Genomic DNA, 19384 nt, shown 5'->3' on the forward strand with positions numbered 1-19384 from the left:
GGGAGCCGGGGATGCTGCTCCGCTCAGCCCAGCAGGAGGGACACCCCGATGAGCACGGGCACCGCGGCGACCGTGGTCACGAGGGCCGTGTCGCGGGCGACGGCGACGCCCCGGTCGTAGCGCGAGGCGAAGGTGAAGATGTTCTGCGCGGTCGGCAGCGCGGCGGTCACCGTCACCACGAAGAGGTGCTCGGAGTCGAGGTGGAACGCGAAGCGCCCCAGCAGCAGCGCGACCGCCGGCATCACCAGCGACTTGAGGACGGACGCGACCACCACCTCGACCCGCGCCGGCCCCGCCTCCAGCGGCCGCTGCCCGCGCAGCGACATCCCGAAGGCGATCAGCACCAGCGGGATCGACGCGTTGCCGATGATCGAGAACGGCTGCAGCACGGGCGCGGGCAGCTCCACGCCGGTGAGGGCGACGACGAGGCCGAGGGCGGAGGCGATGATCATCGGGTTCCGCAGCGGCTGCGTGAGGATCGCGCCGACCGAGGTCCGCCCGCTCGTCGAGACGTCGAGCAGCGTCAGGATCGTCGGCACGAGGACGATCAGCTGCAGGAGGAGCGTCGGGGCCACCCACTGCGGATCGCCCAGCACGTAGATGGCGACCGGCAGCCCGATGTTGTTGGCGTTGACGTAGGAGGAGGCCGCGGTCCCGATCACCGTCTCCGGCAGCGGGCGGGGGAAGAGCAGCCGCGAGGCCAGCACGTAGAGCAGGGCGACGGTCAGCACCGTCAGGAGCGAGACGAGCAGGAACGAGGAGAAGAGGACGGAGACGTCGGCCCGCGACAGCACGGTGAACAGCAGCGCCGGCGTCGTGACGAAGAAGGCGATCCGCGACAGGATCAGCCGGCTCTCGGGCGGGACGATCCGGAACCGCGCGATCAGGTAGCCGACCGCGATGACGACCCCGATGATCGAGAAGCCGGTGAGCACGCCCTCCACGCCGCCGCCTCCCCGCCGCGGCCCGTCCGCTGTCGCGCCTCCACCCTAGGCAGTGGCCGCGCGTTGCAGCGCCGGCGCGACGCGCCTACGGTGTGCGGCATGCCGCATCTCGAGGTCCCCGGCGCGAGCCTCCACTGGGAGGCGGACGGCCGCGCCTCCGCGCCCGCCCTGCTGCTCGTGCACGCGGGCATCGCCGACCTGCGGATGTGGGACCCGCTCGTCGCCGACCTCTCGCGCGACCGGCTGGTGGTCCGCTACGACGTCCGCGGCGCGGGCGGCACGAGCACGGAGGACGTGGAGTACGACCCGCGCCGGGACGCCCTGGACGTGCTCGACCACCTCGGCGTCGAGCGCGCGGTGGTCGTCGGCTGCTCGCGGGGCGGAACGCTCGCGCTCGACCTGGCGCTCGAGCATCCGGAGCGGGTGACCGGCCTGGTCGTGATCGCCCCGGGCCTGGCAGGCTTCGACTACCCCGCGCTGACGGCGGAGGAGGAGCGCCGCTTCGGGGAGGTCGAGGCGCTGGAGCTCGCGGGCGAGCGGGAGGCCGCGGCGATCGTCGAGGCGGAGCTCTGGGCCGTGGGTCCCGACCGCTCCGCGGACGACGTGGCTCCGGAGTTCCTCGCGCGGGTCCGGGAGCTCGCGCTCACGGGCGTCGGCCACGAGGCGGAGGCCCCCCGCCCGATCGATCCCTCCGGGCCGGCGGGCGAGCGGCTCGGGGAGATCGCCGTGCCGACCCTCGTCGTGGCGGGCGCGCACGACCTCTCCGAGTCGCTGCCGGTCTGCGAGCACCTCGCCGCCGAGGTGGGCGGTGCCGAGCTGCACGTGCTCGAGGACGCGGCGCACCTGCCCGGCCTCGAGCACCCGGAGGAGTTCCTCGCGGTGCTGCGGCCGTGGCTGGAGCGCCACGGGATCTGATCAGGCCACGGCGGCCAGGTCGAACGCCCAGTCCACGTAGAGCTCCGGCGACTCGCCCTGCTCGACGAGGTCGATCCGGTCGAAGCCGGCCTCGACGCAGGTCGCGCCGGCGTCCAGGTCGCTCTCCGCCACGAAGGCGTGCACGAAGCGGGGCACGGGGAACGCCGCCGCCTCCTCGAGCAGCATCCGCACGGAGTCCGCGGTGATGCCGCGGGCGTGCGGAGCGATGCTCCATGCCGCCTCGTAGGCGACGACGCCGCGCGAGCAGCCGTACCAATAGCCGATGGAGCCGACGGAGAGTCCGTCCAGCTCGACCACGTAGAAGAACGCGTCGCCGTCCGCCCAACCGCGCAGGTAGCGGTCGTGGCGCGCGAGGATCTCGCTCTCGCTCTCGAGTCCGCCGCCCGCGTGCGCGAGGGTGTCGCGCAGGACGGAGGCGTCCGCCTGCGGCCAGGGGAGCAGGCGGAGGTTCTCGGGGTGGTGGTCGATGCTGGCTGTTCTCTGGTCGCTTCCGGGTTCGGGTCCCGTCACGCGCTCCGATCCTCTCTCTCAGGATGGCTCGCCGATCGAGCGCGCCGCCAGGGTGTTCGGCGCGCCTGTCCGATCGGATGTCTCCGCACTCGGGATGCGGACACGGTGTCGCCCTATCTTCGACCCGATGAGGGGAGGGAAACGGAAGCGGTGAGGAATCTAGCCCCGGACGGGGGGTGGCACCTGCACAACACCTGGGCAACCGCTGACCGCGGGGCCGGAGAGGGGCGGCGGAGACGTGCGCCCGCCCCTGCGAGATCGCCGCTTCGCTCCGCCGAGACGCAAGAAAAGCGCGCGCACGAGCCCATACGCTCGGAGTCGGAGCGCGTTCCGCTCCTGCAGCCCCGTATCACCAGCGTGAGGAGGATCACCATGTCGCAAGCCGTGCAGAGCACCGTCGTCGGAGAACCCGAGGTCGTCGAGGACCGCGTGGAGGACTCCGCCGCCTGGCTCGACCTGAAGGCCGCCGCCGCCGCGCTGCAGCCGCTCCAGTCTCAGGACGGCTCGCTCGCCGAGCCCGAGCGGCTCGAGGAGGCGCGCACCCTCGTCGAGCGGATCGTCGCCGGCGTCCGCACCCTCGCCCCCGCGTTCCCGCACGACGCCGCGTACCTCGACGCGCTGGTCGTCGACCTCGAGCGCTGGAGCGCCGGCGGACTCGGCCTGCCCGACTTCCTCGACTCGCTCACCGCGTTCCAGCCGCAGCTCGAGCGCGTCGACGGCCGCCGCCACCTCGTCGTCTTCCCCATGTACACCCAGAACGGCAGCCGCGACCGCCACGTCGAGGCCGTCCTCGTCGAGGTCGTCTGGCCGCGGTTCGTCGCCGAGCTGGAGGCGGGCGACTACTCCAACGCCCTCTTCGTGCCCGTGCGCTTCGTCGACTTCACCGCCGGCTACGACACCGACAGCGCCGTGCTGTTCCCCGAGACGGTCGCGATGCGCTCCGTCCCGTCCTTCACCTGGGGCGCGATCTTCGCCGACCGCGAGGCGGCCCGGTTCCGCCGCGTCGTCACGGAGGCGGCCCGGATCACCCGTCTCGAGCTCCCGGAGGACGCGCAGCGCCTGCTGGCCGACCAGCGCCTGGCGGAGGAGTCCTTCGTGATGTGGGACCTCATCCACGACCGCACCCACATGCGCGGCGACCTGCCGTTCGACCCGTTCATGATCAAGCAGCGGATGCCCTTCTTCCTCTACTCGCTGGAGGAGCTGCGGTGCGACCTCACCGCCTTCCGCGAGGCCGTCGCCATCGAGCGCCGCCTCGGCGCGCTGGACCGCCGCGACGACGAGGAGGAGGCGCTGGCCGAGCGCTCGCGCTTCGTGCAGTACGCGATCCTGTTCGACCGGCTCTTCCGCTTCCCGCTCACCGGGTCGCGGGTGCGCAACTACGACGGCCTCGGCGGCCAGCTGCTCTTCGCCTGGCTGCACCAGCACGGCGTCCTGCACTGGACCGACACCCGGCTGGCGTTCGAGTGGGACGCCGTCGCCGACGTGGTCGTCGCCCTCTCGGACGCGATCGACGAGCTCTACTGGCGCTCGATCGACCGGCCGAAGACGGCGCACTGGCTGGCCGCGCACGAGCTGATCGCGGCCACTCTCACTCCGCACCCCGCCTCCGCCTGGGCCCGCGGGCTCCCGGACGAGGTGCTGCTCGGCGCCCCGCGCGGCCTCACCGACGCGGTGCTGGACGACGAGTTCCCGCTGTCGATGTTCTACGAGGCCCTCGGGAAGAAGATGGGCGACGTCATCGCCTCGACCCGGGGCATCACCGGCCGGGACTGACGTCGCGCCCGGGAAGCGGCGGGGTGCGCTCCTCCGCCTCCCGGGGCCCCGTCCGACCGGCGTCGGTTAGCGTGGGGCGCATGCCCTCAGGTGACGGAGCCGCGGACCCGCTCGACGCGGGCTGGATCCGGCGAGCGCCGAGTCGGGCCGGATACGTGCGCGACGCGGTCACCGCGGGGATCCTGCTGGTGGCGACGGTCGTCTCCGTCGCGCTGTACTCCTCGGCGGGCTTCCCGGACGCGGCGCACCCCGTCGTCAGCGCCCACTGGGCCGTCCTGATGACCCTTCCCCTCGCGCTGCGCCGCCGGTTCCCCGCGAGCGTGGCGGCCGGGCTCTCCGTCGTCTACGCGCTCGGGATCGTGCTCCAGGTGCCGGAGTCGCTCTTCGGCCAGATCTGCCTGTTCCTCGCGCTCTACACGGTCGGCGCGTGGGGCCGGAACCGGCGCACGGCGCTCGTCGTCCGGGTGGCGATCGCGGTCGGGATGCTGGGCTGGCTGCTCACCACCCTCGCCACGGGCGAGTACTTCGGCAGCTCCGTGCCGGTCGACGACTCCCCCGGCCTGCTCTCGCCCTACGCGGCGGAGTCGGCCCTCGCGGTCGTCTCGAACCTGCTCTACTTCGGCAGCGCCTACGTCTTCGGCGAGGCGTCGTGGCAGTCGGCCCGCCGGCTGGAGGCGCTCGAGACGCGCACGGCCGAGCTCGACGACGAGCGGGAGCGCTCCTCGCGGCAGGCCGTGTCCTCCGAGCGGCTGCGGATCGCGCGCGAGCTGCACGACGTGGTCGCGCACCACGTCAGCGTGATGGGCGTGCAGGCGGGAGCGGCGCGGCGGGTGCTGGCGCGGGATCCGGAGCGGGCGGCGGCATCGCTCAGCGCCATCGAGGGCGACGCGCGCTCGGCGATCGAGGAGCTGCACCGCATCCTGGTCGCGCTGCGCGCCGAGGACGCGGTGCCGAATCCGCTCACCGACGCCGCGTCCACCCGCGGGGTGGCCCAGCTCGAGGAGCTGGTCGCGGCGTCCAGCGGGTCGGGCCTGCCCACCGTCTTCCTCACCCTCGGCACGCCCCGCGAGATCCCCGCGACGGTGGGGCTCAGCCTCTACCGCATCGCGCAGGAGTCGCTCACGAACGTCCGCAAGCACGCGGGGCGCGGCGCGCACGCCGAGGTGCGCCTCCGCTACGCCCCCGACGCGGTCGAGCTCGAGATCGCCGACGACGGCGGGTCCGGCCCGCACCCGAGCGCTCCCGCCTCCTGCGGACTGGGGCACACCGGCATGAGCGAGCGCGCGGCCGCGGTCGGCGGCTGGATCGAGATGGGGCCGAGGGGCGGAGGCTACCTCGTGCACGCCCGGGTTCCGCTGTCCCCCGTCCGGGCGAGCGTGCCGGACGCCGACGACCCGGTACCGTCGTCGGAGACGTCGCGGGGGCGTCAGGAGCGAGCGAGCGGGGGCCGCCCATGACCGAGCACGTGCGCGTGCTGCTCGTCGACGACCAGGAGCTCGTCCGCGTGGGCTTCCGCATCATCCTCGAGTCGGAGCCGGGGATCGAGGTGGTCGGCGAGGCCCGCACCGGGCTCGAGGCCCTGCAGCGCGCCTCCGAGCTGCGCCCCGACGTGATCTGCATGGACGTGCAGATGCCCGGCCTCGACGGCCTGGCCGCGACCCGCGAGATCGTGGCCGACCCGCGCCTGTGCTCGCGGGTGCTCATCCTCACCACCTTCGACCGCGACGACTACCTCTTCGAGGCGCTCTCGGCCGGCGCCAGCGGGTTCCTGCTCAAGAACGCGTCGCCGGAGGAGCTGGTCGAGGCCGTGCAGGTGGTCGCCCGCGGCGACGCGATGCTCGCCCCCGACGTCACCCGGCGCGTGATCGAGCGGTTCGCGTCCGTGCCCGAGCGCACGCCGGCCGCCGCCGAGCACTCCGGAGTGGCCGATCTGACGGACCGCGAGCGCGAGGTGCTCGTGCACCTGGCGCGGGGCTGGTCGAACGCCGAGATCGCGGCCGAGCTGTTCGTGGGCGAGGCGACCGTGAAGACGCACGTCTCGAAGATCCTGATGAAGCTCGGCGTGCGCGACCGGATCCAGGCGGTCGTGTTCGCCTACGAGCACGGGATCGCGGTGCCGGGGCGCCCCTGAGCGGTCGGCCGGGGGATCTGCTTGCGGGTGCTCGACGCCGGGGCGGTCAGCGCCGGGACTGGCTCGAGGCCGGGCGCGGCGGGGTGCGGCGGACGAACTCCATCCGGATCTCCGGCACGATCTTCCGGTCGAGCACGACCGTCATGTAGCGGCCGTCGACGCGGGCGCCGATCGCGACCACGTCCGGATCGGTGTCCACGCGGTAGCCGCGCAGCGCCTCCCCGTCCACGATCACCGGGACGCCCCGCACGACGTCCTCGTCGCGGAGGGCGGCGGCGACCACCGGCATCCCGCCGCGGCGGCTGCGCACGCGGCCCGGGAAGGTGTTGCGGAGCACGTCGCCCATGTGGGCCGCGAGGCGGGACTCCAGGGGCCGGCTGCGCTCGGCGGGGATCGGCACGGAGGTGCGGACCGCCTCCCAGAGCACCGGGTACCGCATCCGCGTCACCTGGTCGACCATCCACGGCGGCAGGTGGTCGTTCTCGGCGCGCTCGATCGCGCGCTTCTGCTCGGGGGTCAGCGGGACGTGGTTGACGGGGTCGGCGCGGTTGCGCGGGTTCTTGTAGAACGAGTACGAGAGCGAGATCTCGACGAAGCGGCCGAGCGCCATCGTCTGCGCCGCGGCGAACTCCTCCAGCCTCGGCTGGGGCGCGAACGCGAGGACGGGATCGCCGAAGCGAGCCGCGATCTCGTCCACCCCGGGAGGGGCGGGCATGTCGCGGACAGCTTCCGTCGTGTCCATGCGCATACGTCAAGAGTGGCCTGCCTCCCAGCCGATACCAACTTCTTGACGGAGATCGGCTTTCGGGTCGTCGTCCTTTCACCTGCCCGAAACATGCGGGAGGCAGGAGGGGTGTCTCGGCGGGCGCCTCCGGGGCTCCTCCGGGCGGCGGGCTGCGAAGATGGAGGGATGAGCGCTCTGCACGATCCCGACGTCCGCGGCTTCGCCTCCGACAACTACTCCGGAGTGCACGACGAGGTCCTCGCCGCGATCGCCGCGGCCAACGGAGCGCACCAGATCGCCTACGGCGAGGACGTCTACACCGAGCGCCTGCAGGAGGCGTTCCGCCGCGAGTTCGGCGAGCAGGCCCAGGCCTTCCCCGTCTTCAACGGCACGGGCGCCAACGTCACCGGCCTGCAGTCGATGCTGCCGCGGTGGGGCGCCGTCGTCTCGGCGGGCACCGCGCACATCACCTCCGACGAGGGCGGAGCGCCGGAGAAGGTCGGCGGAATCAAGATCCTCACGGTCCCCACGCCCGACGGCAAGCTGACCCCGGCGCTGGTCGACCAGGAGGCGTGGGGCTTCGGCGACGAGCACCGCGCCCAGCCGCTCGTGGTCTCGATCACCCAGTCCTCCGAGCTCGGCACCGTCTACACCCCGGAGGAGGTGCGCGCGCTCGCCGACCACGCGCACGGCCTCGGCATGCGGCTGCACATGGACGGGGCGCGCATCGCGAACGCCGCGGCCGCCCTCGGCCTGCCCCTGCGCTCCTTCACGACCGACGCCGGCGTCGACGTGCTCTCGTTCGGCGGCACCAAGAACGGCATCCTGCTCGGCGAGGCGATCGTCGTGCTCGACCCGGCGGCCTCGACCGGGCTGACCTTCCTCCGCAAGACCAACATGCAGCTGTCCTCCAAGATGCGCTTCATCTCGGCGCAGCTGCTCGCCCTGCTCGGCGACGGCGGCGAGGAGGAGCCCCTGTGGCTCCGCTCGGCCCGGCACGCGAACGCCATGGCGGCGCGCCTGCGCTCGGGGCTCGAGGAGGCGATCGCCGCCGGCCGGATCACCGGGCTCGAGTTCACGCAGCAGACCCAGGCGAACGCGGTGTTCGCGACGCTGCCGCCCGGAGTCGCGGACCGGCTCCGCACCGCCTACCGCTTCTACGACTGGAACCCGGCGACCGGCGAGGTCCGCTGGGTCTGCTCCTTCGACACGACGGAGGACGACATCGACGCGTTCACGGCCGCGATCGAGCGCGAGCTGGCCGCGTGAGGGCCCGCCTCCCGCGCCTGGCGACGGTCGCCGCCGCGCTCGCCGTTCTCGTCGCGCTGACGGGCTGCACGTCGGCCGAGCGCTCGGACGTCGCGGCCACCCCGTCGGCGTCCGAGACCGCCGCTCCGACTCCCTCCGCGACTCCGACGCCCTCGCCCACGGCCTCGACCCGCCTGGGCTGCGACTCCCTCCTCCCCGCCACGCGGGCGGCCTCGGCGCTGGGGGTCTCCCGCAGCGCTCTCGAGGGCAGCCGCGAGGTGACGACGCGCTCCTCGGGCGAGCTGATCCGCGAGGCCGCGGAGGAGAACGGCGGAGTGCTCCGCTGCGCCTGGTACGACGAGGACGCCTCGATCACCGCGGCGGCGGTCGACGACGCCGCCGAGGCCTTCGCCGGCCGTCCGGGCCCGCGCCTCGAGACCGGCGTCGAGGCCTACGGCTCCTGCACCGACGGCAGCTGCGACCTGGACCTGCTCGCCGGCGCCACCTGGGTGACGCTGCAGCTGCGCGGCGCCCCCGCCGCGGTCGACCTCGCCGCGCTGGCGACCGGCACCGCCTCCGCCGCGCTCGGCAGTCTCGACGAGCCGGTCACCGCGACGGCGCCCGTCTGCACCGAGGTCCTGACGGCCGAGCAGCTGTCCGGTGCCGCCGGTCTCGCGCAGGCGACCGCGGGGACGGGGACCGGGACGCCGACCACCGCGTCGGCCGCTGCCGCCGCCCGGGCCGGGTACGCCTCCTGCAGCTGGAGCGACGCCTCCAGCGCCGCCTACTCGGGCGTGACGGTCGACGCGCTCCCGAACGGCGACGACGGCTGGCGGAACCTCTCGCTGACCTCGGGCCTGGCGATCCCGCTCGAGCCGCTCGACGGCTTCGGCGAGAAGGCCCTCACCGGCTGCGCGGCGGGCGTCTGCGAGATCGACGCGCTGGCCGACGACGTGTGGTGGCGCGTGACCGTCACCGGCGACGCGGCGAAGGCCGAGGCCGTCGCCCGCGCCGTGCTCGCGAACGCCTGACCCGCGGCGCCCCGCTCCTCCTCCGCGAGCGGGTCAGCGCCAGTACTCGTACCAGGACGACTCGCGGCAGCCGAGGGACGCGTAGAGGCGGCGGGCGCCGGCGTTCTCGGCGAGCACCTGGAGCCAGAAGCGCGCGACGCCCCGGCCGGACGCGTCCTCGAGGAGGGCGCGGACCACGGCGGAGGCGAGCCCGCGGCGCCGGGCGTCCGGGCGGGTCGCCAGGGCGAAGAGGCCGCCCCAGAGCTCGCCGTCCGGCGCCGTGACGAGCGCGAGGCGGCCGGTCGCGGCCGGGCCGTCCCCGTCGACGGCGAGAGCGTAGGAGGAGGGGCAGCCCGCGAGGATGCGCTCGGCGACCGCACGCTCCTCCGCTCCACCGCGACCGTCCACCGACCACCAGAGGGCGAGCCAGTCCTCGTCTGGAGCCGGGGCGAGCCGGACGCGAGGTCGCGGCGCGGATATCGGCGGCGCGGGCCTCGACGTCGCGGGCAGGGCGGCGAGCGCCTCCTGCACCGATCCGGTCAGCACGAGCGTCCGATCGATCGGCGCGGCGCCCCGCTCGGCGAGCAGCCCGGTCAGACCGGCGGGGCTCGGCGGGCCGATCTGCACGAGGGGTGCGATCCCGTGCTCGCGGGCGAACGCCTCCGCCGCGTCGAGGGCCGCCCCCTGGTCGACGACGTCGCCGGACGCGAGCACCGAGTTCGCGCGCTTGGTGACCCCTGCGGAGGCGCGCAGCTCCCACGCGCCGAGGGGGCGCCGCACGAGCGCGGGCCAGGCGTCGGCGGCGAGGCGGTCGAGCAGGCGCGGATCCATCGGGCCACGGTAGCGGGAGCGGCGCCGGAGCCCGGCGGGCACCCCCGGAGACGGCTCCGGCCCGCCGGATCCGCCGCGGACGAGCCGAGCGGGATCCTGCGGGCCGGAGGCCGTGGAGGGACGAGCCCTACATGTTGATCATGTGCCCCTTGAGGCCGTGGAAGCCCTCCTGCAGCGCCTCCGACAGCGTCGGGTGGGTGTGCACGTTGCGGGCCAGCTCGGTCGCGGTGAGGTCCCACTTCTGGGCGAGCGTGAGCTCGGGGAGCAGCTCCGAGACGTCCGGGCCGATCATGTGGGCGCCGAGGAGCTCGCCGTACTTCTTGCTCGCGATGAGCTTCACGAAGCCGGTGGGCTCGCCGAGGCCGTGGGCCTTGCCGTTCGCCATGAAGGGGAAGGTCGAGACGGTGATCTCGTGTCCCTCGTCCGTCGCCTGCTTCTCGGTGAGGCCGAAGGAGGCGATCTGCGGCTGGCAGAACGTCGCGCGCGGCATCATCCGGTAGTCGCCCAGGGTCTGGGTCTCGGCACCGGCGAGGGTCTCGGCGGCGACGACGCCCTGCGCCTCCGCGACGTGCGCGAGCTGCAGCTTCGCGGTGACGTCGCCGATGGCGTAGATGTGCGGCACGTTGGTGCGCATGTGGTCGTCGATCGCGATCGCGCCGCGCTCGGTGAGCTCGACGCCCGTCTTCTCGAGGCCGAAGCCCTCGGTGCGGGGGACCCAGCCGATCGACATGAGCACCTTGTCGACCTCGAGGGTCGACTGCGTGCCGTCCTTCGCGGTGTAGGTGACCGTGACGTAGCCGTCCTTGTCGACGACCGACTCGACCTTGGTCGAGGTCAGGATCTCGACGCCGAGCTTCTTGTACTGCTTCTGGATCTCCTTGGAGACGTCCGGGTCCTCGTTGGGGAGGGCGCGGTCCATGAACTCGATGATCGTCACGTCGACGCCGTAGTTCTTGAGGACGTAGGCGAACTCCATGCCGATGGCGCCCGCGCCCACGATGGCCATCGTGTCGGGGAGCTCGCGGGTCATGATCTGGGTCTCGTAGGTGACGACGTTCTCGGAGAGCTCGACGCCGGGGAGGAGGCGGACGCTCGCGCCGGTCGCGATGATCGCGTCGTCGAAGGTCAGCGACTCCGTGCCGCCCTTGCTCAGCTGCACGTCGAGGCCCTGCGGGCCGGTGAAGGAGCCGACGCCGTCGAACTCGGCGATCTTGTTCTTCTTCATCAGGAAGTGGACGCCCTTGGTGCGGCCGTCCGCGACCGAGCGGCTGCGGTCGAACGCCGCACCGAAGTCGAACGAGACGTCGCCCGAGATGCCGAACTGCTTCGCCTGGGTGTGGAAGAGGTGGGCGAGCTCCGCGTTGCGCAGCAGCGCCTTGGACGGGATGCAGCCGACGTTAAGGCAGACACCGCCCCAGTACTGCTTCTCGACGACGGCGACGGACTTGCCGAGCTGGGCGGCGCGGATCGCGGCCACGTATCCGCCGGGGCCTGCCCCCAGGACGACGACGTCGAAGTGCTGGGCCATGGATGATCCTCCAGAGTCGTGGATGGTGGTGCGCGGGGTGACCACGCCGTCTCCCACCGTACCGTTCCGGGGCTCGGAGGCGGCCCGCTCCTCCGTGGGCGAACGCGCGTGCGGGCGCCTGCCGTGCACGCGCGGGAATGCCCGCGGGGCGGGGACGGTTGGGCTCCACGGGCGACGGAGCCCCTCCCCCAGTCCCCCGCACGGAAGAAGCCCCGCGATGTCCGCCACCGCCTCCCGCACCGCCAGCACCAGCGCCCCGATCCTCGACGTCCTCGCGGAGCGCTGGAGCCCCCGCTCCTACGACGCGTCCGCGACCGTCTCCGACGAGACCCTCGCGTCCCTCCTCGAGGCCGCGCGCTGGTCCCCGTCCGCCAGCAACTCGCAGCCGTGGCGCTTCATCGTCGCCCGCCGCGGAACCGACGGGTTCGACCGCATCGTCGCGACGCTCGCCGGCTTCAACGGCGCCTGGGCCGGCTCCGCCGCCGTCCTCGTCGTCGCGCTCGCCGAGACCGTCGACTCCGAGGGGAAGCCGCGCCCCTGGGCCGTCTACGACCTCGGCCAGTCGATCGCCCACCTCAGCGTCCAGGCGCACCACGAGGGCCTGCACGTGCACCAGATGGCCGGCTTCGACAAGGACGCCGTCCGCGCCGCGTTCGGCGTCGACGAGCGCTTCGACCCGGTGACGATCGCCGCGGTGGGAGTCGCGGCCGACGCCGACGCGCTGGCGAACGAGACCCTCCGCGAGCGCGAGACCGCGCCGCGCACCCGCCTGCCCCTCGAGGAGCTCGTGCTCGTCCAGGCGTAGCCCTCCGGCGGAAGGCCTCCCCCGTCCGCGGACCGGGGAGGCCTTCCGCGTCCCACCCCCTGTGTTACTCCCCGTGTCGGTCCCCGCTGTGCCGCCGGGAGCCTCTCCGTACGATCGGACGATCCGCCCGCCCGTCCCGCTGCCCGGAGAGACATGCCCGCCACCCCCGCCGCCCGCACGAGCCTGGCCTTCGACGCCGAGCTCGGCCAGTCGGCGTTCCCCGTGCGCTTCGAGGGGGTCGGCCGCACCTTCGCGCCCGGGTCCCCCGTGCTGACCGACGTGACGCTCGAGGCCGCCGCGGGCGAGGTCATCGCGATCCTCGGCCCGAGCGGCTGCGGCAAGTCGACGCTGCTGCGCATCGCGGCGGGCCTGGACACCGCCTCCGAGGGGTCCGTCCTCATCGACGGCGCCCCCGTCTCCGGCATCGACCCGCGCTGCGCGGTGGCGTTCCAGGAGCCGCGGCTGCTGCCCTGGCGGAGCATCGCCGACAACGTCGCGCTCGGCCTGCCGCGCGGCACCCCGCGCCCGGCGGCCCGCGCCGCCGTCGACGAGCTGCTCTCGCTGGTCGGCCTCACCGCGCACGCCCGCTCGCGGCCTCGCGAGGTGTCCGGAGGGATGGCCCAGCGCGCCTCCCTCGCCCGCGCCCTCGCCCGGAACCCCGGCGTGCTCCTCCTGGACGAGCCCTTCGGGGCGCTCGACGCGCTGACCCGCCTGCGGATGCAGGACCTGCTGCTCGACGTGCACGCGGCGGCTCCGGCGACGATCCTGCTCGTCACCCACGACGTCGACGAGGCCCTCCAGCTGGCCGACCGCATCGTGCTCCTCGGGCGCGACGAGCCCGGAGGCGTCTCGCGCATCCAGCGGATCGTCGCCGTCCCCGGAGCGCGGCCGCGCGACCGCGGCTCGGCGGAGCTCGCCGAGCACCGGGCCGAGCTCCTCGCGGGGCTGGGCATCGAGCGGCACTGACCCCGGGCGGATCGACCCGCATCCCTCCACCCGGGCGGCACGGTCCGGGCGGCACGACCTCCCTCCCCAGCCGCCTCCTCCTCCCGCTCTCCACCGCACGAGCACCTCCCCGCACCGCCCCTCCCCTGCAGCGTCCACACTCGCTGTCACCGCATCCCCGAAGCCGAGGCCCCCATGTCGTTCACCAGCTCCCCGCTCACCCGCCGCACCGCTCTCGCCGGTCTGCTCACCGCCGCCGCCGTCCCGCTCCTCGCGGGCTGCGTGCAGGGCGAGGGCGGAGGAGGAGCGGCGGCCGCGACCGCCGACGCCGCCTCCGGAGGAACTCAGGGCGGCACGCTCACGCTCGACTTCGCGACGTACAACCCGCTGAGCCTGGTCATCAAGGAGAAGGGCTGGCTCGAGGCCGCCCTCGCCGAGCAGCAGGTCACCGTCGCCTGGGTGCAGTCGGCCGGCTCCAACAAGGCCAACGAGGCCCTGCGCGCCGGAGCGATCGACGTCGGCTCCACCGCCGGCTCGGCCGCACTGCTCGCCCGCTCGAACGGCTCGCCGATCAGGACGATCGACATCTTCTCGCAGCCGGAGTGGTCGGCCCTCGTCGTCCCCGCCGGCTCGGCGATCACGTCGGTCGAGCAGCTCAAGGGCAAGCAGATCGCGGCCACCAAGGGCACCGACCCGTACTTCTTCCTGGTGCAGGCGCTCGAGGCCGCCGGCCTGGGCATCGGCGACGTGACGGTGCAGAACCTGCAGCACGCCGACGGCTGGGCGGCGCTGCAGAACGGCTCCGTCGACGCCTGGGCGGGCCTGGACCCGATCATGGCCGGCGCCGAGGCGGCCGGGGCGACCCTGCTCTACCGCAACGTCGACTTCAACTCCTACGGCCTGCTCAACGCGACCGAGAGCTTCCTCGCCGAGAAGCCGGACCTCGCGCAGACCGTCGTGAACGCGTACGAGCACGCCCGCGCCTGGGCGCTCGAGAACCAGGACGAGACGGCGAGCATCCTCGCCTCCGTCGCCGGCCTCGACGTGGCGGTGGCGACGACGGTCATCACCGAGCGCAGCAACCTCGACGTCGACAACGTCCCCGGCTCCGCGCAGACCGACGTGCTCGCCGTGATCGGCCCGATCTTCGTCGAGAACGGCGACGTCGCCTCGCAGCAGCAGGTCGACGACGCGCTCGACTCGCTGCTCGACGACACCTACGCCTCGGCGGCCGACCCGAGCGCCATCGGCGCCTGAGGGTCCGGCCCTCCGCCCCCGACCCCGTGATCCGAGGAGACCGACGATGACGATCCGCGACGACGACACCGCGACCGACGCCGATGTGCTGCGGCGGAGCGCGCTGTCCGCGCCGATGCCGGGTGAGCCCGGACTCGTGACGGCGGGCCCGTCGGTCGCGGCCTCCCAGCGCCGCCTCCGCGAGGACCGCTCCCACCCGCTCACCACGCGACGGTGGTTCGTGGTCGCGGGAGGCGCGATCCTGCCCGTGCTGCTGCTCGCCGCCTGGCAGATCGCGACGACGACCGGGATGGTCTCGGTGGCGGTCTTCCCCTCGCCCGCGATGGTCTGGGCGGCCGGCGTCGACCTCGCCCAGCGCGGCGACCTCGGCCAGGACGTCGCCATCTCGACGCAGCGCGTGCTCATCGGGTTCGCGCTCGGCTCGGCGCTCGGGCTCGTGGTCGGCGCGCTCTTCGGGCTCTCCCGCGTCTGGGAGGTCATCCTCGGACCGACGCTCGGCGCGATCCGGGCGGTCCCGTCGCTGGCCTGGGTCCCGCTGCTGCTGCTCTGGATGGGCATCGGCGAGGAGTCGAAGATCACCCTGATCACGATCGGCGCGTTCTTCCCCGTCTTCACCACGGTGGCCACGGCGCTCGGCCACGTCGACCGGCACCTCGTCGAGGCGGGCCGCGCCTTCGGCCTCTCGGGCGTCCGGCTCTTCACGACGGTGCAGCTGCCCGCGGTGATCCCGTCCGTGATCTCCGGGCTGCGCCTCGCGCTCGCCCAGTCGTGGCTGTTCCTGGTCGCCTCCGAGCTCATCGCCTCCTCGATGGGCCTCGGCTTCCGCCTCATCGACAGCCAGAACAACGGCCGGATCGACCGGGTGTTCCTGGCGATCGTCCTGCTGGCCGTGCTGGGCAAGCTCACCGATGCCGTCGTCGGCGTGTTCCAGCGCTACGCCGTGAGGAAGTGGGCGTGAGCGCCGGGGAGGGAGCTCCGAGCGTGAGCGGGACGATCGCCAACCTGCTCGACGAGCACCGCCGGTTCCCCCCGCCCGCAGCCTTCGCCGCGCAGGCGAACGCGGGCGCGGAGGAGTACTCGCGCGCCGCCGCCGATCCGGTCGCGTTCTGGGAGGAGGCGGCCCGCCGCCTCGAGTGGGCGGAGCCGTGGCACACCGCCCACAGCTGGGAGCCTGCCGCTCCGCTGCCCGACGGCTCGCTCTCGGTGCCGCGCACGACCTGGTTCGAGGGCGGACGGCTGAACGTGGCCGTCAACTGCGTCGACCGCCACGTGGACGCGGGACGCGGCGGGAAGACCGCCCTCCACTTCGAGGGCGAGCGCGGCGACCGGCGGTCGATCACCTACGCCGAGCTCCAGCGCGAGGTCTCCCGCGCCGCGAACGCGCTGACCGCGCTCGGGATCGGTAAGGGCGACCGCGTCGTCGTCTATCTCCCGGTGATCCCCGAGACCATCGTCATCACGCTCGCGATCGCGCGGATCGGAGCGATCCACTCGCTCGTCTTCGGCGGCTTCTCCGCCGAGGCGGTGCGGTTCCGCGTGGAGGACACCGGCGCGAAGCTCCTGGTCACCACGGACGGGCAGTTCCGGCGCGGAGCGGCGGTGCCGGTCAAGGCGAGCGCCGACCGGGCGGTCGAGGGCGTCGCGTCGATCGAGCACGTCCTCGTCGTCCGCCGCACCGATGAGACCGACGTCCCGTGGACCCCGGGCCGCGACGTCTGGTGGCACGAGCTGGTCGACGCGCAGAGCGACGTCCACGAGGCCGAGGCCTTCGACTCCGAGACGCCGCTGTTCATCATCTACACCTCCGGCACGACCGGGAAGCCCAAGGGGCTGGTGCACACCAGCGGCGGCTACCTCACGCAGGCCTCCTGGACGCACTGGGCCGCGTTCGACGCGAAGCCGGACGACGTGCACTGGTGCACCGCCGACCTCGCCTGGGTCACCGCGCACACCTACGAGATCTACGGACCGCTCTCGAACGGGCTCACCCAGGTGATCTACGAGGGCACCCCGAGCACCCCGCACACCGCCCGGCACTTCGAGATCATCGAGCGGTACGGGGTGACCGTCTACTACACGGCGCCGACGCTGATCCGAACGCTGATGACCTGGTTCCCCGAGGGCGTGCCCGCCCGGTACGACCTGTCGAGCCTGCGCCTGCTCGGCACCGTCGGCGAGTCCATCAACCCCGAGGCCTGGGTCTGGTTCCACGAGGCGATCGGCGGCGGACGCTGCCCGATCGTCGACACCTGGTGGCAGTCCGAGACCGGCGCCGCGGTGATGTGCCCGCTGCCGGGCGTCTCGACCCTCAAGCCGGGCTCGTCGCTCGGAGCCCTGCCCGGGCTCGGCGTCCTCGTGGTGGACGAGCACGGCGAGCGGGTGCCGAACGGCTCCGGCGGCTACCTCGTGGTCGACCGGACCGGGCCGGCGCTCGCCCGCACCGTGTGGGGCGACCCGGAGCGGTACCGCGACTCCTACTGGGCCCGCTACGCGTCCCAGGGGTGGTTCTTCTCCGGGGACGGCGCGAAGTACGACGCCGACGGCGACGTCTGGGTGCTCGGCCGCGTCGACGACGTCATCAACGTCTCCGGGCACCGCCTGTCCACGATCGAGATCGAGTCGGCACTCGTCGCCCATCCGGCCGTCGGCGAGGCCGGAGTCGTCGGAGTCGCCGACGCGACGACCGGCCAGGCCATCGCGGCGTTCGTCATCCCCTCCGACGAGGCCGTCGACCGCGCCGAGGAGGACCCGGCCTACTGGGCCGCGCTCGGCACGACGCTCTCGGCGCTCCTGCGCGACCACGTGGCGGTCGCGATCGGTCCGATCGCCAAGCCGCGCGACGTGGTGGTGGTGCCGGATCTGCCCAAGACCCGCTCCGGCAAGATCATGCGGCGGCTGCTCGGCGACATCCGCGACGGCCGCCCGCTCGGAGACGTGACGAGCCTCCAGGACGACACCGTCCCGGCGCGCATCGCCCGCATCGTCGCCGAGCGCGGGTAGGCGCCGCGCCAGTCGGACGCGGCGGGCGGACCCTGTTTCGGGGAGGCGTCGGGAGCCTGCGCGTCCGCGGCGAGGAGGGGCCGCCGGGGAGCATCCGGAGTAGCGTGAAGCCGTGCGCGACGTCCAACAGCAGATCATCTCCGAGCTCCACGTCTCCCCCGCCGTCGATCCGGCCGTCGAGGTCGAACGGCGCAGCGGATTCCTCGCCGACTACCTCCGCAGCACCGGCGCGAAGGGCCTCGTCCTCGGCATCAGCGGCGGCCAGGACTCGAGCCTCGCCGGGCGCCTCTGCCAGCTCGCGGTCGAGCAGGTCCGCGCGAGCGGCGGCGACGCCTCCTTCATCGCGGTCCGCCTGCCGTACAAGGTGCAGGCCGACGAGGAGGACGCCCAGCTCGCCCTCACGTTCATCCGCCCGGACCGCCAGGTCGTCTTCGACATCCACCAGGGCGTCGACGGCGTGGCCGCAGCATTCGGCGACGCGGTCGACGAGCCGATCAGCGACTTCGTGAAGGGCAACGTGAAGGCGCGGATGCGGATGATCGCGCAGTACGCGATCGCCGGCCAGGCCGGGATGCTCGTCGTCGGGACCGACCACGCGGCCGAGGCGGTCACCGGCTTCTTCACGAAGTACGGCGACGGCGGCGCCGACGTCCTCCCGCTCACCGGCCTCACCAAGCGGCAGGGGCGCTCGCTCCTCGAGCACCTGGACGCACCGGCCCGGCTCTACGAGAAGGCGCCGACGGCGGACCTGCTCGACGACAACCCCGGCCAGACCGACGAGACGAACCTCGGGCTCACCTACGCCGACCTCGACACGTACCTCGAGGGCGGCGAGGTCGACCGGGCCGTCGCCGAGGCGATCGAGGCGCGGTACGCCGCGACCGAGCACAAGCGCCAGGTGCCGCTGTCGATGTTCGACGACTGGTGGCGCTGAGCCGCCGCTGACCGCTTCCAGCGGCCGGCAGCTCAGGACCGCACGGGGCCCCGCTGAGGCAGGGCTCCCGTGCGTCCGGCGCGGAACCGATGCGAGGACCGGACCCGCCGCGGTATCAGGAGTCGGCGCGGGCGTTGTAGACGAGCACCTCGCCGGAGTCGACGGAGGCGCGGTAGGCGCGGAACACGTCGAGGGCCTCGTCGCGGAGCACGCCGTCGACGACCTCGATGCCGCGGGCCTCGAACTGCGCGGCCCAGTCCTCGCGCATCGGGCCCTCGTCGAAGGTGCTGATCTCCTCGAGCTCGGGGCCGGAGCCCGCGACGACCAGGCGGCGCACCCCCGACCACATCGTCGCTCCGTAGCACTGCACGCACGGGCGCCAGTTGACGACCAGGTCGTGCGCGGGGAGGCCCTCGCCGCCGAGGTCCCAGGTGCCGAGCGCGGTCTGCGCGAGACCGAGCGCCGTCACCTCGGCGTGGCCGGACGAGACCCCGCTGCCGAGGACGACGTTCACTCCGACCGAGACGAGACGACCGGAGTCGCGCTCGACGACGATCGCCGCGAACGGGCCGCCGTTCCCCTCGCGGAAGTTGCGGTCGGCGAGCGCGTGCACGAGGGCCATCCGGTCCTCGAGGCTCGGGAGGACCTCGGGGACGTCGCGGAGGGCGTCACCGATCCAGGCGGGCAGGGCGATCTCGTAGCGGGTGGCGAGGCGGTCGATGTCCATGGGTCCTCCGGGAGACGGGGCGGGCCGATTCCGTCTCCGGCGCTCGGCACTGCGAGGCTGAGGGGCGACGGCCGCCGC

At 73.6% G+C, this 19384-nt stretch carries 18 protein-coding genes; 12 read left to right on the plus strand and 6 right to left on the minus strand.

Annotation, left to right across the window (positions count from 1 at the left end; translation table 11 throughout):
- Window positions 1-23 precede the first annotated feature (23 nt).
- Window positions 24-944, minus strand: a complete 921-nt coding sequence (locus C5C82_RS11460; protein WP_104258171.1) for an AEC family transporter — start codon at window positions 942-944, stop codon at window positions 24-26.
- A 99-nt stretch (window positions 945-1043) separates the two neighbouring features.
- Between C5C82_RS11460 and C5C82_RS11465 the strand changes: the two genes are divergently transcribed.
- Entirely contained in the window at window positions 1044-1859 is an 816-nt protein-coding gene (locus C5C82_RS11465; RefSeq protein ID WP_104355102.1) for an alpha/beta fold hydrolase, read from the plus strand.
- On the opposite strand, the gene C5C82_RS11470 is transcribed toward C5C82_RS11465, so the two are convergent.
- On the minus strand, window positions 1860-2390 hold the full coding sequence (locus C5C82_RS11470) for a GNAT family N-acetyltransferase (RefSeq protein ID WP_104234380.1): 531 nt from the start codon (window positions 2388-2390) through the stop codon (window positions 1860-1862).
- A 372-nt stretch (window positions 2391-2762) separates the two neighbouring features.
- On the opposite strand from C5C82_RS11470, the gene C5C82_RS11475 reads away from it, so the two are divergent.
- The 3 genes from C5C82_RS11475 to C5C82_RS11485 all read left to right on the plus strand — a co-directional run bounded on the left by C5C82_RS11475 (window position 2763) and on the right by C5C82_RS11485 (window position 6297).
- A complete protein-coding gene (locus C5C82_RS11475) occupies window positions 2763-4166 on the plus strand; it encodes a DUF6421 family protein (protein ID WP_104258174.1) in 1404 nt (467 codons plus the stop codon).
- A gap of 80 nt (window positions 4167-4246) precedes the next feature.
- The gene (locus C5C82_RS11480) at window positions 4247-5623 is read left to right on the plus strand and encodes a sensor histidine kinase (protein ID WP_104234378.1); all 1377 of its coding nucleotides are present in this window, start codon (window positions 4247-4249) and stop codon (window positions 5621-5623) included.
- Window positions 5620-6297, plus strand: a complete 678-nt coding sequence (locus C5C82_RS11485) for a response regulator transcription factor (protein ID WP_104234377.1) — start codon at window positions 5620-5622, stop codon at window positions 6295-6297. Before C5C82_RS11480 ends, C5C82_RS11485 begins: the two co-directional genes overlap by 4 nt.
- Before the next feature lie 46 nt (window positions 6298-6343).
- Here C5C82_RS11485 and C5C82_RS11490 read toward each other — a convergent pair whose 3' ends face one another.
- Window positions 6344-7039: a hypothetical protein gene (locus tag C5C82_RS11490; RefSeq protein WP_146078511.1), complete on the minus strand. Its 696-nt coding sequence runs from the start codon at window positions 7037-7039 to the stop codon at window positions 6344-6346.
- A gap of 168 nt (window positions 7040-7207) precedes the next feature.
- Between C5C82_RS11490 and C5C82_RS11495 the strand changes: the two genes are divergently transcribed.
- Both C5C82_RS11495 and C5C82_RS11500 read left to right on the plus strand, forming a co-directional pair.
- A complete protein-coding gene (locus tag C5C82_RS11495) occupies window positions 7208-8290 on the plus strand; it encodes a low specificity L-threonine aldolase (RefSeq protein WP_104256598.1) in 1083 nt (360 codons plus the stop codon).
- On the plus strand, window positions 8287-9300 hold the full coding sequence (locus tag C5C82_RS11500) for a hypothetical protein (protein ID WP_104258176.1): 1014 nt from the start codon (window positions 8287-8289) through the stop codon (window positions 9298-9300). Before C5C82_RS11495 ends, C5C82_RS11500 begins: the two co-directional genes overlap by 4 nt.
- Before the next feature lie 33 nt (window positions 9301-9333).
- Here C5C82_RS11500 and C5C82_RS11505 read toward each other — a convergent pair whose 3' ends face one another.
- Entirely contained in the window at window positions 9334-10110 is a 777-nt protein-coding gene (locus C5C82_RS11505; protein WP_104258191.1) for a GNAT family N-acetyltransferase, read from the minus strand.
- A 127-nt stretch (window positions 10111-10237) separates the two neighbouring features.
- Entirely contained in the window at window positions 10238-11638 is a 1401-nt protein-coding gene (gene lpdA / locus C5C82_RS11510; protein ID WP_104222818.1) for a dihydrolipoyl dehydrogenase, read from the minus strand.
- A 217-nt stretch (window positions 11639-11855) separates the two neighbouring features.
- Between lpdA and C5C82_RS11515 the strand changes: the two genes are divergently transcribed.
- From C5C82_RS11515 to nadE, 6 genes are all read left to right on the plus strand, one after another.
- Entirely contained in the window at window positions 11856-12443 is a 588-nt protein-coding gene (locus tag C5C82_RS11515; protein WP_104258177.1) for a nitroreductase family protein, read from the plus strand.
- Window positions 12444-12596: 153 nt separating this feature from the next.
- On the plus strand, window positions 12597-13409 hold the full coding sequence (locus C5C82_RS11520; RefSeq protein ID WP_104234373.1) for an ABC transporter ATP-binding protein: 813 nt from the start codon (window positions 12597-12599) through the stop codon (window positions 13407-13409).
- Window positions 13410-13583: 174 nt separating this feature from the next.
- Window positions 13584-14645: an aliphatic sulfonate ABC transporter substrate-binding protein gene (locus C5C82_RS11525; RefSeq protein ID WP_104250694.1), complete on the plus strand. Its 1062-nt coding sequence runs from the start codon at window positions 13584-13586 to the stop codon at window positions 14643-14645.
- 46 nt (window positions 14646-14691) lie between these two features.
- Window positions 14692-15603 (plus strand): ABC transporter permease, encoded by a 912-nt coding sequence (locus C5C82_RS11530; RefSeq protein ID WP_258066088.1) that lies wholly within the window; start codon window positions 14692-14694, stop codon window positions 15601-15603.
- 23 nt (window positions 15604-15626) lie between these two features.
- Window positions 15627-17645, plus strand: a complete 2019-nt coding sequence (gene acs, locus C5C82_RS11535; RefSeq protein ID WP_104326232.1) for an acetate--CoA ligase — start codon at window positions 15627-15629, stop codon at window positions 17643-17645.
- Between the two features lie 112 nt (window positions 17646-17757).
- Window positions 17758-18579 (plus strand): ammonia-dependent NAD(+) synthetase, encoded by an 822-nt coding sequence (nadE, locus tag C5C82_RS11540; protein ID WP_104222821.1) that lies wholly within the window; start codon window positions 17758-17760, stop codon window positions 18577-18579.
- Window positions 18580-18694: 115 nt separating this feature from the next.
- Here nadE and C5C82_RS11545 read toward each other — a convergent pair whose 3' ends face one another.
- Entirely contained in the window at window positions 18695-19306 is a 612-nt protein-coding gene (locus C5C82_RS11545; RefSeq protein ID WP_181027247.1) for a nucleoside deaminase, read from the minus strand.
- Between the last annotated feature and the right edge of the window lie 78 nt (window positions 19307-19384).

Origin of the sequence: Rathayibacter sp. AY1D5, from assembly GCF_002932515.1 — a bacterium.
Taxonomy (GTDB): domain Bacteria; phylum Actinomycetota; class Actinomycetes; order Actinomycetales; family Microbacteriaceae; genus Rathayibacter.